14 protein-coding genes and 1 other RNA gene are annotated in these 12,288 nt (G+C 62.2%); 7 read left to right on the top strand and 8 right to left on the bottom strand.

Going from position 1 to position 12,288, the window contains the following annotated elements:
- Positions 1-3: 3 nt before the first annotated feature.
- Positions 4-1,239, bottom strand: coding sequence for a hypothetical protein (locus tag G7016_RS01300; protein ID WP_181111023.1), 1,236 nt, complete (start codon positions 1,237-1,239; stop codon positions 4-6).
- Positions 1,240-1,606: 367 nt separating this feature from the next.
- Positions 1,607-2,056 (bottom strand): EVE domain-containing protein, encoded by a 450-nt coding sequence (locus G7016_RS01295; RefSeq protein WP_181111022.1) that lies wholly within the window; start codon positions 2,054-2,056, stop codon positions 1,607-1,609.
- 195 nt (positions 2,057-2,251) lie between these two features.
- On the opposite strand from G7016_RS01295, the gene G7016_RS01290 reads away from it, so the two are divergent.
- Positions 2,252-2,392, top strand: a complete 141-nt coding sequence (locus G7016_RS01290) for a hypothetical protein (RefSeq protein ID WP_181111021.1) — start codon at positions 2,252-2,254, stop codon at positions 2,390-2,392.
- A gap of 13 nt (positions 2,393-2,405) precedes the next feature.
- Here G7016_RS01290 and G7016_RS01285 read toward each other — a convergent pair whose 3' ends face one another.
- The 4 genes from G7016_RS01285 to G7016_RS01270 all read right to left on the bottom strand — a co-directional run bounded on the left by G7016_RS01285 (position 2,406) and on the right by G7016_RS01270 (position 3,819).
- Positions 2,406-3,023, bottom strand: coding sequence for a 5-formyltetrahydrofolate cyclo-ligase (locus tag G7016_RS01285; protein WP_181111020.1), 618 nt, complete (start codon positions 3,021-3,023; stop codon positions 2,406-2,408).
- Positions 3,024-3,084: 61 nt separating this feature from the next.
- Positions 3,085-3,263: non-coding RNA, 6S RNA (gene ssrS / locus G7016_RS01280), on the bottom strand.
- Positions 3,264-3,295: 32 nt separating this feature from the next.
- Positions 3,296-3,613 carry a cell division protein ZapA gene (locus tag G7016_RS01275; protein ID WP_181111019.1) on the bottom strand — a complete coding sequence of 106 codons (318 nt, stop codon included), beginning with the start codon at positions 3,611-3,613 and terminating at the stop codon, positions 3,296-3,298.
- On the bottom strand, positions 3,610-3,819 hold the full coding sequence (locus tag G7016_RS01270; RefSeq protein WP_181111018.1) for a TIGR02449 family protein: 210 nt from the start codon (positions 3,817-3,819) through the stop codon (positions 3,610-3,612). The genes G7016_RS01275 and G7016_RS01270 overlap by 4 nt, the downstream gene beginning before the upstream one ends.
- Positions 3,820-3,974: 155 nt before the next feature.
- Here G7016_RS01270 and G7016_RS01265 point away from each other — a divergent pair, with 155 nt between their 5' ends.
- The 6 genes from G7016_RS01265 to gcvH all read left to right on the top strand — a co-directional run bounded on the left by G7016_RS01265 (position 3,975) and on the right by gcvH (position 9,971).
- Positions 3,975-4,529 carry a YecA/YgfB family protein gene (locus G7016_RS01265; RefSeq protein ID WP_181111017.1) on the top strand — a complete coding sequence of 185 codons (555 nt, stop codon included), beginning with the start codon at positions 3,975-3,977 and terminating at the stop codon, positions 4,527-4,529.
- A 20-nt stretch (positions 4,530-4,549) separates the two neighbouring features.
- Positions 4,550-5,884, top strand: a complete 1,335-nt coding sequence (pepP, locus tag G7016_RS01260) for a Xaa-Pro aminopeptidase (protein ID WP_181111016.1) — start codon at positions 4,550-4,552, stop codon at positions 5,882-5,884.
- Positions 5,881-7,074 (top strand): 2-octaprenyl-6-methoxyphenyl hydroxylase, encoded by a 1,194-nt coding sequence (gene ubiH / locus G7016_RS01255; RefSeq protein ID WP_181111015.1) that lies wholly within the window; start codon positions 5,881-5,883, stop codon positions 7,072-7,074. The genes pepP and ubiH overlap by 4 nt, the downstream gene beginning before the upstream one ends.
- Positions 7,075-7,106: 32 nt before the next feature.
- Positions 7,107-8,345 (top strand): 2-octaprenyl-3-methyl-6-methoxy-1,4-benzoquinol hydroxylase, encoded by a 1,239-nt coding sequence (locus tag G7016_RS01250; protein ID WP_181111014.1) that lies wholly within the window; start codon positions 7,107-7,109, stop codon positions 8,343-8,345.
- A 120-nt stretch (positions 8,346-8,465) separates the two neighbouring features.
- A complete protein-coding gene (gcvT, locus tag G7016_RS01245; RefSeq protein WP_181111013.1) occupies positions 8,466-9,545 on the top strand; it encodes a glycine cleavage system aminomethyltransferase GcvT in 1,080 nt (359 codons plus the stop codon).
- 42 nt (positions 9,546-9,587) lie between these two features.
- Positions 9,588-9,971, top strand: a complete 384-nt coding sequence (gcvH, locus tag G7016_RS01240) for a glycine cleavage system protein GcvH (protein ID WP_181111012.1) — start codon at positions 9,588-9,590, stop codon at positions 9,969-9,971.
- 39 nt (positions 9,972-10,010) lie between these two features.
- Here gcvH and G7016_RS01235 read toward each other — a convergent pair whose 3' ends face one another.
- Both G7016_RS01235 and G7016_RS01230 read right to left on the bottom strand, forming a co-directional pair.
- Positions 10,011-10,328, bottom strand: coding sequence for a DUF2388 domain-containing protein (locus G7016_RS01235; protein WP_181111011.1), 318 nt, complete (start codon positions 10,326-10,328; stop codon positions 10,011-10,013).
- 93 nt (positions 10,329-10,421) lie between these two features.
- Positions 10,422-12,188, bottom strand: a complete 1,767-nt coding sequence (locus G7016_RS01230; protein ID WP_181111010.1) for a GspE/PulE family protein — start codon at positions 12,186-12,188, stop codon at positions 10,422-10,424.
- Positions 12,189-12,288 lie beyond the last annotated feature (100 nt).

Below are 12,288 nucleotides of genomic sequence, written 5' to 3'. Positions count from 1 at the left end.
CGCTTACTCGTGGTGCCGGGCCTGCAGCTCTTCCTCGGCTATCTGTCGCTGCCGTTCGGCCTCGAGCTGAGCTGTAATATTTGCAATCTCGGCCGCACGTGCGGCTTCAGCGGCGCGAATTGTAGTAAGTTGCTCGCCTTTGGCTTGGGCAACGTGTTTTATGGCTAATAACTGCGTCTTTGCTTCTGTGAGATAGCGGGCGGCTTCGTCCTTGAGATTTCGCTCAGGGTCAAACAGGAAACTGCCGCCGGTTTTAATTTGGTCATAAAGTTTCGCTAGGTCCGGTTTGCTCAGTCGCACTCGATTGAGCTTGTAGAAGCTAACGTCCTCGTCCTCAGGAACATAGTATTCCTCATGCGCTCGATCGACGGCCCGAACTATCGCATTGATGGCGTCATCAGGCGAGGTCTCATCAGCTGTCGCGAAGTAGGACTTGATACGGTCCGCTATAAAGCCCGGCTGATCTTCTACTACCCCAAGAGCGCGTTGTTTGAGTTCGGTTAGCTGGGAAAAAAGCGCGGATGGATCTAGCGTATCAGCAGGGGCTGTTAGCGCATTCAAGCGAGCTTCGGCTTCCGCCCGCTTTTGCCGAAGCAAGGTGACCTCGGCGCGCATTCTCTCTGCAAGGTTTCCATACCCTACCGCTGCTTTCAAATCCGTCAACCTGCGCGCACTGGCCGTAGAATTGTTGATATCTCCGCTTTCTTCCAAACTGCTCGCAAATGCCTGCCCTGTTATCGAAGAAGCCGGCAAACCCTCATAGTTTCCGCCTTTGGCAAAGTATTCTTGCATCTGGAGGGTGCTTATGAGCATTCTGTCTATTATTTCGATTTCAGTAGCTGCCTCTTGAATGGCAGTAGCCGTCCCTATTCGAGGGTTGCTTTCAATCAGTTTATTGATTTGCGTCGTTAGCCGAGTTGGGATCTTCTCCAGCTCCGCATCTAAAGCGGCTCGCAGCTTCAGAAGCTCGCCCGTGGCTATCTTCGTTATTTTTTCCTGAGCTGTTAGCCCAGGATGGCTTTCTGTATCCAGGACGGCTGAAGCGGGAGGGGGGCGCAAGTATATATCTGGATCAAATGCAGATCCTATGTGTGCGCCCGGATTTATCGGCCCGAGCCACGTGTGGGTTTGCGGTTCTTCCGCAAGTGTTGGCTCAGGCTCTATATCCCAAACTTGGGTAACCGCCAGGGTCAACGTACCATTTTCGTCATAATAGCTTTCATTAGGGTTGTTTTGCATGCCTGCTTCTCCTGGTTGGCATGCAGTAAGTTTTGCCTGGTGCGAAGCTGTGGTAAATCAGGTGGGTAGGCTTTAGTCCGTAGGATTATTAGGCGTGACGCGTAGGGATTTTCCGACAAAGGAGTGTGGCTACTTAGCAAAGCCAATTTAAGGTATTGCTACAGGGGTTATTAAGTATTCCATGCTTGGTATAAAAATATTCTGCAAGCGCAGGGCAATCAAGGCCCGCCTCAAGGTTGTAAGTTAAACTTAAGTATCGGCGGCCGCAAAAACTGAGTACAGGCTATTCAAGGATACGGTCAGCCCCATGGAAGCCTGGCGAGGCGCATCCTCAGAGGCTTCGGTCAGGGATTGCAGAGGGCTTTAGTCACACCAGCCCCAGCACCGCCGCCCATTGCGCCTCGGTCACGGGCATCACCGAAAGCCGGCTGCCTTTTTTCACCAGGGCCAGTTCCTCAAGCGCGGCTTGCTGCTTGAGTAGCCCCAGGCTGAGCACTTTGGGGAACACTCGCGCGCAACTGACGTCGACCGATAGCCAGGGGTTTTTGTCTTCGGTTGCTTTGGGGTCGTGGTAGTGGCTTTCACTGTCCAGGGCGGTGGGGTCGGGGTAGGGCGCGGTGTCGATGCGAGCGATGCCCGCGATACCGGGCTCAGGGCAGCTAGAGTGGTAGAAGAAGAACTGGTCCCCGGGCCGCATGTCGCGAATGAAATTGCGGGCCTGATAGTTGCGCACGCCGTCCCAGCGCGTCGGGCCCAGGCGATCGAGGCCTTGGATGGAGAGCTCGTCCGGCTCGGATTTCATCAGCCAGTAGGCCATGGGAAGCGGTCCTTTTTCAGGGTGCGATAGCAGGGAAATGTTACACGCTGGATTATCCCGACAGCCGGTTGAAATCAGCGTTTGCATGTGACCGGAAGCTGTCGGAGAATGCGCGCAAATTTTAACCCAGGGTCCCGCCAAGCGGGGCCTTGGGCCACTATCGCTCACGCTACAATGCCTTCAGGAGGGCCAACGATGCGGCGTAAACCGGACTTGCTGTGGGTTCTCGTTTTTCTGTTTGGCATTGGTGTAGTCACCACCGGTTATGCCCAGAGCTTCTGGGAGCGCAAGGCAAGCGAACCTGTCGAAGCAGCCTACGCCGTACCTCTGCGTTAAGCTCCCCCCTGCGTCATTCCTGGGCCTTTGCGGCAACATACCAGGCGTTATCCGTCACGGTTCCCTGCAAGGGCACGTCCCAGCTGGCTTGTTGCAGCCGGTCCACTTTCTGGCATTCATGCGCCAGCCCCAGCAAGGTCGGCTTTCGCCAGGTAACCCTCCTTGCCCGGTACGCCAGGCTGCGGTCGTAGAAGCCGCCGCCCATCCCCAGCCGCCCGCCTTGTTCATCGAAGCCCACCAGCGGCAGCAGCACCAGGTCCAGCGCCCAGATCCGCCGCTGCCGCCGAGGGCAGCGCATGGGCTCGGCAATACCGAAACGGTTGGCGCGCAAGCGTTCTCCAGGCCGCACGCGCTGGAAAACCATATGCGTGCGCGGCCATGGGCTAAGCACCGGAAGGTAAGTGTGTTTGCCTCGCCGTTGAGCGCTACGCAGCAAAGGGCGCGGGTCGATCTCGCCATCGTTGGGCAGGTACAGGGCAACGCTGCGTGCCCGCCGGAACACCGGGTGGTGGCTGAGCTGGCGATACAGCCCACGCGCGGCGGCGCGGCGCTGAGCAGGCGCAAGTGCGTTGCGCGCGTCACGCAGGCGTTTGCGCAGCTGGTTGCGTGTAAGGGAGGAGGCTTCGATCATGCTGGCAGGCTCCGCGGATGGCAAGGGAGCCTGGGGTGCCCTGAAGGCAGGGCGAAAAAAGGCGCTCCCCGACGAACCGCTGTCGGTGTAGCCCTTGAACCCGAAAGTTCAAGGTGGAGATTGCAGGAGGCTTTCAGGCTTTCCGTCGAGCGGACATGCACACCAGCCCCAACGTGCAACTTCCGTGGTTGTGCGTATCGGCTCAGGGACATGACCGACTGGCGCGCACTCCAGGGAGCGGGCTCGAGTATACCCCAAACCATATGCCTGGATCAGCCCCTGGGCGCGACCTGACTAGTGGCAAGTGCCAGATCCACCCGTTCCAGCAGGTCGCGTACCTGTTCGCGGGTAGCACCGCTGGGCTGCGCTTCGCTGGTTTCCTTGCGATGCAGCAGGTCATGGGTGATGTTCAGCGCGGCCATTACTGCGATCCGGTCGGCACCGATCACTTTACCGCCCGTGCGGATTTCACGCATCTTGCCGTCCAGGTAGCGCGCCGCGCTGATCAGGTTGCCGCGCTCTTCGGGCGGGCACATGATCGAGTACTCCTTGTCCAGGATATGCACGGTAACGCTGTTGCTCGAATTCATGAGTCTTGCTCCAGGGCCTTGAGGCGCGAAATCATCGACTCGACCTTGCGGCGGGCGACTTCGTTTTTCTCGATCAAGTGGGCTCGCTCCTCGCGCCAGGTACGTTCATGGGCGTGAAGGAGGGCATTTTGCCGATTGAGGTGCTCGACGCGTTCGATCAGAAGTTCGATCTTGCCCATCAGCGCTTGCAGGTCGTTCTGTTCCATGGGTGGGCGGTTACGATGTCCTGGTAATGGGGCGGTGTGAACGAAAGCAGACCACAGCGCGGGCCGGCGGTTGCGTCGATGGTCTTGGCGTACCTGCCGGTGTAGGATACGAAGCCTTCATTCTAGACATTGCGCCGCCCGGCGCCTAGCTGCCCATGCCCAACACTAGTTCCCCGTACGCTGCCTTCGCCAAATTGCTCGCCGACAACGGGTACCCTGTCTCTCCCGCCGAATTGCAAGGCCTGCTGCTGGGGCGTAGCTGCGCCGGCGTAGGTTTTGATGTCGACGCGTGGCTGGACGACGCTATCGAAGTACTCGGCGCGCCCGCTGACGGGACCGTTCGGCAGGCGCTGATCGGCCTGCAGGAAATGGTCAAGACCGAGCTCACCGGCGATGACGTCACCGTGGTGTTGCTGGTGCCTGGGGACGAACTGCCCCTGGCCGAGCGTGCCGCCGCGCTAGGCCAGTGGTGCCAGGGTTTTCTCACCGGCTTCGGCCTGGCCGGAGGTGGCAAAAAGCTTAGTGAAGACGCGCAGGAGGTGTTGCAGGACCTCGCCGCTATCGCTCAGGTTCAAGACGCGCTCGAGGAATCCGAAGACGGCGAAACCGATTATATGGAAGTGATGGAATACCTGCGTGTCGCGCCCTTGCTCCTTTACTCGGAGTTCGCGAAACCGGCCGCGCCAACGCCCAAGCCATCCCTGCACTGATCGCCGAGGAGCCTTGCCGCATGGTCCAGATTCCCAAGGCTGAATATGCCCGCCGGCGCAAGGCCCTGATGGCCGAGATGGTTCCGAACAGCATCGCTATCCTGCCGGCAGCCGCGGTGACCATCCGCAACCGCGACGTGGAGCATATCTACCGCCAGGACAGTGACTTCCAATACCTCAGTGGTTTCGGCGAGCCGGAAGCGGTCATCGCGCTTATCCCCGGAAGAGAGCACGGTGAATACGTGCTCTTTTGCCGGGAGCGCGACCCACTCAGGGAGCTCTGGGACGGGTTGAGGGCGGGCCAGGAAGGGGCAATTCGCGATTATGGCGCGGATGACGCCTTCCCGATCAACGACATCGACGACATCCTTCCCGGCTTGATCGAAGGCCGCGACCGCGTGTACACCGCGATGGGCAGCCACCCGGAATTCGATCGCCATCTCATGGAATGGGTGAATCAGATCCGCTCCAAGGCCAACCTCGGCGCGCAGCCGCCCAAGGAATTCGTGGCGCTGGACCACCTGCTTCATGACATGCGCCTGTACAAGTCGGCGGCCGAGATAAAGGTGATGCGAGAAGCTGCGGCCATCTCCGCCCGCGCCCATGTGCGTGCGATGCAGGCCGCGCGCCCCGGGCTTCATGAGTACAGCCTCGAGGCCGAGCTGGACTACGAGTTTCGCCGGGGAGGCGCACGGATGCCGGCCTATGGTTCTATCGTCGCGGCCGGGCGCAACACCTGCATATTGCATTATCAGGACAACAACGCCCTGCTTCGCGATGGCGACCTGGTACTGATCGACGCCGGCTGCGAGATCGACTGCTACGCCAGCGACATTACGCGCACCTTCCCGGTCAGCGGCACCTTCTCGCCCGAGCAACGGGCCATCTACGAGATCGTGCTGCAGGCCCAGCAGGCGGCGTTCGCCGAGATCGCACCAGGCAAGCACTGGAACCGCGCGCACGAAGCCACGGTACGGGTGATTACCGAAGGCCTGGTACGGCTGGGCTTGCTGGTGGGCGATGTCGACGAGTTGATCGCGGCCGAAGCGCATCGAGGGTTTTATATGCACCGCGCCGGCCATTGGCTGGGGCTGGATGTACACGATGTGGGTGAGTACAAGGTGGGCGGGGAGTGGCGCGTGCTCGAGCCGGGCATGGCACTCACGGTCGAGCCTGGCATCTACATATCGCCGCACAATGACCAGGTCCCGAAAAAATGGCGGGGCATTGGTGTGCGCATCGAGGACGACGTGGTGGTAACGCGCACAGGCTGTGAAATTCTTACTAGCGGTGTACCCAAGGCCATCGACGAAGTTGAAGCACTGATGGCGGCCGCGCGGGCGGCGTATTCATGACCCACGCCGATATAGCAATCATTGGTGGCGGGCTGGTGGGGGCGAGCCTCGCGTTGGCTTTGCAGCCGCTTGCGCGGGAGCGGGGCTGGAAGATCACACTCGTGGAGCCCTTCGCGCCAGGCAACGGCTATCAACCCAGCTATGACGCGCGAAGCTCGGCCCTGTCGTACGGCACCCGGCTTATTTACGAGCACCTGGGTGTCTGGGAGGCAATAGCCCGACACGCCGAGCCCATTCGCAACATCCATGTGTCAGACCGTGGGCGCTTCGGTGCCACTACGCTGGAGGCCGCCGAAGCGGGCGTCCCGGCCCTGGGCTACGTGGTAGAAAATGCCTGGCTCGGCCAGTGCCTGTGGGCCGCCCTGGACCCGGAGCGCGTCAGCTGGCGTTGCCCTGCCGAAGTAACCGCCTTGCGTGCCGAGCCCAACGGCTATCGCCTTACGCTTGCCGACGAAACCCAGCTCACCTGCTCTCTGGCCGTGCTTGCCGACGGCGGCCGTTCAGGCCTGCGTGATCAGTTGGGCGTCGAGGTGAAGGTGCGCGAGTACGACCAGACCGCGCTGATTGCCAACGTCAGCTTTAACGAGCCGCATAACGGCCAGGCGTTCGAACGCTTTACGGATGATGGCCCGCTGGCGTTGCTGCCGCTGCCGGATAATCGCTGCGCCTTGGTGTGGACCCGCAAGCCTGCCGATGCCAAGCGCTTGCAGGCACTTGCGGACGCGGCCTTTCTTGCTCAGCTGCAACAAAGCTTCGGCTATCGCCTGGGTACGCTTACCCAGGTTGGCGCACGCAGCCTCTACCCCTTGGCGCTGGCCGAGGCCCGTGAGCAAGTGCGCCGTAACCTGGTTGTGCTAGGGAACGCAGCCCACAGCCTGCACCCGATCGCCGGCCAGGGGTTCAACCTTTCATTACGGGATGTGCAAGCGTTGGCCCAGGCGCTGGCGGGCAGTGATGCCCCGCCCGGCGAGTTGGCAGCTTTGCAGGGTTACCTTGCCGCCCAGCAGCGTGACCAGCAATGGACCATAGGCTTCTCCGACCAGGTCACCCGCCTGTTTTCCCAGCCAGGCCGCTGGGTAGCTCATGGCCGCAACCTTGGCTTGCTCGGGCTGGATCTGCTGCCGCCTGCGCGCCAGTGGTTCGCCCGGCAGGCGATGGGCATGGGTACGGGCGTAGGAAGCACCCGATGAATGCGACAGGTTCCGGCAAAGGCAGCAACCTCATGGAAACTACAGCAGATGTAGCCATCGTCGGCGCCGGGATGGTTGGCAGCACGCTGGCGCTCGCGCTGGCAGGCAGCGGCCTCAAGGTCATGATCATCGATGGCGGCAATCTTATGCCGCAGCCCTTCGACCCGGGCTCGCCCTTCGAGCCACGGGTGAGTGCGCTGTCAGCGGCCAGCCAGCGGATATTCGAGCGTCTGGGCGTATGGAGCGCCATGTGTGCCCGGCGGGTAAGCCCGTATACCGATATGGATGTGTGGGACGGCAGCGGCACGGGCGCGGTGCATTTCAGCGCTGCGAACGTGCACGCACAAGTGCTGGGCCATATCGTGGAGAACAACGTTGTACAGGATGCGCTGCTCGAAGCCTTGCAGCAGCGGGACGTCCATTTGCTTGGCGGTGCCAGGGTCGAGCAGATGCGGCACTCCGGCGATGACCGCCTGCTCAGCCTGGCCGACGGCTCCCAGGTGCGCACCCCACTGGTGATCGCCGCCGACGGCGCCAACTCCGCCATCCGCCGGCTGGCCGGCAGTGCCACGCGTGAGTGGGACTACCTTCATCACGCCATCGTGACCAGCGTGAGAACCGAGCTTGGCCATCGCGCAACCGCCTGGCAGCGCTTCGGTGACGACGGCCCGCTGGCTTTCCTGCCGTTGCAGGGCAACACCGGCGAGCATTGGTCTTCCATTGTGTGGTCGACCACGCCCGAAGAAGCCCGTCGCTTGATGGCGCTCGATACTCAGGCGTTCTGCGCGGCGCTGAGTGCCCGGTTTGAGCACCGCCTGGGTCAAGTGCTGCATGCCGATTCGCGGTTGTGCATCCCGTTGCGTCAGCGCCACGCCCGGCGCTATGTAGAGCCCGGGCTGGCCCTGATAGGGGATGCCGCGCACACCATCCATCCCTTGGCAGGCCAGGGCGTGAACCTCGGGCTGCTGGATGCCGCCGTGCTCGCCGAAGAGCTGCTACGCGCGCGGCAGCGAGGCGAGCGCCTGGCCGACGAGCGTGTGCTCAGCCGTTACGAGCGTCGGCGAATGCCGCACAACCTGGCCCTGATGGCGGCAATGGAAGGCTTCGAACGGCTTTTCCAGGCCAACCCGCTACCCGTGCGCTGGTTGCGCAATACCGGGTTGTCGCTGGTACAGGGCCTGCCCGACGCCAAGGCAGCCTTCGTGCGGCATGCGCTGGGGCTTGGCGGGGATCTACCAGCATTGGCGAAGGTGGCGCAAGGGGCACTCTAACGTCAGTGGCAAAGCGGCCAGGTAAGCAGGCGGAATGCCAGGTTGCGTTGCGCCAGGGTGCCAGGGGCAGATAGGAAGGCTACAATGCCGCCCATTCGCAGCGCCGGGAAGGAGAACCCCATGGGATTGCGCACACCGCTGTACGACCAGCATCTGGCACTGGGTGCCAGGATGGTCGATTTTGGCGGTTGGGAAATGCCTCTGCACTATGGCTCCCAGGTCGAGGAGCACCATGAGGTGCGCCGGGCCTGCGGTGTATTCGACGTTTCCCACATGGCAGTGGTCGACGTCGTGGGCAGCGGCGCCCACAAGTGGCTGCGCCAACTTCTGGCCAACGATGTGGACCGGTTGCATGGGCCTGGGCACGCCCTTTACAGCGCCATGCTCAATGCCCACGGCGGGATCATCGACGACCTGATCGTGTACCGGCGCGAAGAAGGCTACCGCCTGGTTGTCAACGCGGCGACCCGCAGCAAGGACCTGGCCTGGCTGCGCGCCCAGGCCGAAGGGCAGGACGTGGAAGTGATCGAGCGGGTGACCACCGCAATCCTTGCCGTGCAAGGCCCTACATCGCGAGAGCGGGTCGCGGAGCTGTTGGGTGGCACGCGTGCGGCCCTCATCCGCAAACTCCAGCCGTTCCAGGCGGGCGAAGATCACGGCTGGTTCATCGCTCGCACGGGTTATACCGGCGAGGACGGGCTGGAGATTCTCCTTCCCGCAGACGAGGTCTGCGCATTGTTCAACGACCTGGTAGGGGCCGGGATCACGCCAATCGGCCTTGGTGCCCGGGACACCCTGCGGCTTGAGGCAGGCCTGAACCTCTACGGGCAGGAGCTCGACGAAGCACATTCCCCTTGGGTATCCAACCTCGGCTGGACAGTCGCCCTGGAGCCGTCGAACCGGGCATTCAACGGCCGCGCCGCGCTGGAGGCAGAACTCGCTGCCGGGCCAGGTTCACGGCTGGTAGGGCTGGTACTGGAAGAGCGCGGCGTGCTGCGCGCCCATCAAGTGGTGCGCCTCGACAAGGCCGAGGGTGAAATCACCAGCGGCAGTTTTTCGCCTACGCTTGGCAAGTCCATTGCGCTGGCCCGAGTGCCGCGGCAAACGCCAGAGCGCGCCGAAGTGGAAATCCGTGGCAAGTGGTACCCTGTGCGAGTGGTGAAACCCACCTTCGTGCGACACGGCAAAATACTGATCTGACGCCAACCGTGGCAATCCCCGTCGACCTTTTGAGGACTACCCATGAGCAATATCCCAGCTGAACTCCGTTATGCCGAAAGCCACGAGTGGGCACGCCTTGAAGCCGATGGCAGCGTTACCGTCGGTATTTCCGACCATGCCCAGGAAGCCCTGGGGGATGTAGTGTTCATCGAACTGCCGGAGGTTGGAAAAACCGTTTCCCGCAATGACCAGGTAGCCGTGGTGGAGTCGGTGAAGGCAGCTTCCGACATTTATGCGCCGGTGAGCGGTGAAGTGATCGCGGTCAATGAAGCACTGGCCGACGCCCCTGAAAGCGTCAACGGCGAACCTTACGGCGCGTGGTTCTTCAAGATCAAGCCAACCGATACCGCCGAGCTGGACAAGCTGCTGGATGCCGCAGGGTACCAAAGCGCTATCGGGGAATGAGGGATAGCCCCGCGCGCACGGCCGCGGGGCTAACCTGGCTTATTGCTCGGCCAGGGCGTTCTTCGCCAGAATGGCGTTGGCAAGCTCCATGTCGGAAGCCTGCATACCAGGGTTGTCCGCTCTCAGTCGAGTGATGGCGGCTTCCAGGTAAGGCCCACGAATTTCGCCATTGCTGGCAACGAAGCTGCCGGCGTCATCTTGCGCGGCAACGACCATCTTGTGGTCCTTGAAGGTCAGGTAGGTGGAACCTGTGGTCGCGCCTGAAGACAGCACGTTGCGCCAGAACGAATCTGCCATGGCAGAAGAAAGGGGCAGTGAAGCCAGCGCCAGGGTTGCTACAGCGAGTTTGACGCGCATGACAGCGTACTCCAAGTGTGTTGTTATCCACCCTCTTTGAGCGCGGCGCGGGGGGTAGAGTTCCGCCCTGCGGACCCAAGCCTGGGGGCGGCTTCATGCCATCGCAGGCGCTATGCGCAGCGCTTCCGCCAGGCTGGTGTGGCCTGCCGCCACCAGGCGCGCGGCGGCGGCGCGCAGGGGCTGCATGCCGGCGGCGCAGGCCAGGCGGCGAATCGCGGTCAGGTCCGGCTCCGCGACGATGCTTTCACCGATGGCTTCGTTCACGGCCAATAATTCGTACACGCCCGCGCGCCCCTTGTAGCCTGAACCCCCACATAAATCGCAGCCTCGGGCTTCGTGGATCTGGCTGGGCGGTCGCTCTGAGGACTCACCCGCCAGGCTAAGCCAATCGTGCGGGGTGATAGCCACCCGGGCTTTGCAATGAGGGCACAGAATGCGCACAAGCCGTTGCGCAATCACGCCTGCCAACGTGGCCCTTACCAGATACGCGGGTACGCCCAGTTCCATCAAGCGGGTGAGCGCGCCAGGCGCGTCGTTGGTATGCAAGGTGGACAACACGAGGTGCCCGGTGAGCGCTGCCTGTACGGCCATATGGGCGGTTTCGCTATCGCGGATTTCGCCAACCATGATGATATCCGGGTCCTGGCGCAGGAGTGCGCGTACCCCTTCGGCAAACCCCAGCTCGATGCAGGGGCGGACCTGCATCTGATTGAACGCCGGGTGAACCATTTCGATCGGGTCTTCGATGGTGCACAGGTTTACGTCCCGTGTAGCCAGGCGGTGGAGGCTGGCATACAGCGTGGTGGTCTTGCCAGAGCCGGTCGGGCCAGTGACCAGGAGGATACCGTGAGGTTTGGCCAATAGCGTTTCCCAGCGCTGCTGGTCCTCCTGACGAAGGCCCAGCGCCCCCAGGCCTTTGTTGAGCACAGCCGGGTCGAAGATCCGCATCACCATCTTTTCGCCGAAGGCGGTCGGCAGTGTCGCGAGGCGGAGCTCGATCGTTGCGCCGCTGGGGGCCTGGGTTTTCACCCGGCCATCCTGGGGGCGACGTTTCTCGGCCACGTTCATGCGGCCAAGGGATTTGAGCCGGCTGATCACGGCCAGCCCGACGGGGAGAGGTAGCTGGTAGGCATCGCGCAGCATTCCGTCGATACGTAAGCGGATGTCTGCGTGTTCGCGCCTGGGTTCGATATGGATATCGCTGGCGCCTTGTTCGAAGGCGTACTTGAACAGCCAGTCGACGATGTCGATTACAGGCGCTTCATAACCAGCGGCGGCTTCTTCCACGCCCTGAAGCGACACCAGTTGCTCGAAGGATTCGGTATAGCTTTTAGGCGTGGCACCGCTGGCGCCGCGCACCGATTGCGCCAGCCTGAAAGAGTCCGCGATCAGCCCCCGCAACTCCACTGGGTTGGCAACCACGCGCAGGATGGTCTTGCGGCAGGTTTGAGCCAGGTCTGCTTCCCATCCGCGAATTCCGGGTTGGGCGCTGGCAATGGTCAGAGTGTCGTCGGTCGAAGCGACGGCGAGAATCTGGTGGTGCCGGGCAAACGCAGCCGACATTGTGGTGGTCACCAGCCGTCGGTCCAGCTTGAGGGGGTCCAGCCGCAGAAAGGGCTGCCCGACCTGGCTCGCCAGCCACATGCAAAGCGCATCCAGGGTAAGCGGTTGCCCGGGGGCTGCCATGTCGTTCAGTTGCAAGCTGGCAAGGTATTCCAGCGGGTGCGAGTCCGGGTGTTCCCTGCGGCCGTTGAGGGCCAGTTCCGCCGCGGCGCAGGTGAGCCGTTGCTGGCGCATCAGCGAGTGGAGCAGTTCGCCCAGATCGAGCGGTGCGTCTTCATTGGGCCTGACAGTGTCCATGTGAAGGTTTCCTGAGGGGGCATCCTTGCCCGGCCAGGAAATCCTACCTTGCCTCGCTAGCGCGAGGCGCAACGCTACTGTCAGCGCATATGTGCGCGGC

It is taken from the genome of Pseudomonas japonica (assembly GCF_013522925.1).
In the GTDB taxonomy this organism is placed as follows: Bacteria; Pseudomonadota; Gammaproteobacteria; order Pseudomonadales; family Pseudomonadaceae; genus Aquipseudomonas; species Aquipseudomonas japonica_A.
This window is presented reverse-complemented; position numbering and strand designations above follow the sequence as displayed.

What these genes read in the sequence shown, in the direction of transcription:
- G7016_RS01265 (WP_181111017.1), top strand. Translation starts at nt 3,975, where the DNA reads ATGCCCAACACTAGTTCCCCGTACGCTGCCTTCGCCAAATTGCTCGCC.
- gcvH (WP_181111012.1), top strand. Translation starts at nt 9,588, where the DNA reads ATGAGCAATATCCCAGCTGAACTCCGTTATGCCGAAAGCCACGAGTGG.
- G7016_RS01235 (WP_181111011.1), bottom strand. Translation starts at nt 10,328, where the DNA reads ATGCGCGTCAAACTCGCTGTAGCAACCCTGGCGCTGGCTTCACTGCCC.
- G7016_RS01275 (WP_181111019.1), bottom strand. Translation starts at nt 3,613, where the DNA reads ATGAATTCGAGCAACAGCGTTACCGTGCATATCCTGGACAAGGAGTAC.
- gcvT (WP_181111013.1), top strand. Translation starts at nt 8,466, where the DNA reads ATGGGATTGCGCACACCGCTGTACGACCAGCATCTGGCACTGGGTGCC.
- pepP (WP_181111016.1), top strand. Translation starts at nt 4,550, where the DNA reads ATGGTCCAGATTCCCAAGGCTGAATATGCCCGCCGGCGCAAGGCCCTG.
- G7016_RS01230 (WP_181111010.1), bottom strand. Translation starts at nt 12,188, where the DNA reads ATGGACACTGTCAGGCCCAATGAAGACGCACCGCTCGATCTGGGCGAA.
- G7016_RS01250 (WP_181111014.1), top strand. Translation starts at nt 7,107, where the DNA reads ATGGAAACTACAGCAGATGTAGCCATCGTCGGCGCCGGGATGGTTGGC.
- G7016_RS01300 (WP_181111023.1), bottom strand. Translation starts at nt 1,239, where the DNA reads ATGCAAAACAACCCTAATGAAAGCTATTATGACGAAAATGGTACGTTG.
- G7016_RS01295 (WP_181111022.1), bottom strand. Translation starts at nt 2,056, where the DNA reads ATGGCCTACTGGCTGATGAAATCCGAGCCGGACGAGCTCTCCATCCAA.
- G7016_RS01290 (WP_181111021.1), top strand. Translation starts at nt 2,252, where the DNA reads ATGCGGCGTAAACCGGACTTGCTGTGGGTTCTCGTTTTTCTGTTTGGC.
- G7016_RS01285 (WP_181111020.1), bottom strand. Translation starts at nt 3,023, where the DNA reads ATGATCGAAGCCTCCTCCCTTACACGCAACCAGCTGCGCAAACGCCTG.
- G7016_RS01270 (WP_181111018.1), bottom strand. Translation starts at nt 3,819, where the DNA reads ATGGAACAGAACGACCTGCAAGCGCTGATGGGCAAGATCGAACTTCTG.
- ubiH (WP_181111015.1), top strand. Translation starts at nt 5,881, where the DNA reads ATGACCCACGCCGATATAGCAATCATTGGTGGCGGGCTGGTGGGGGCG.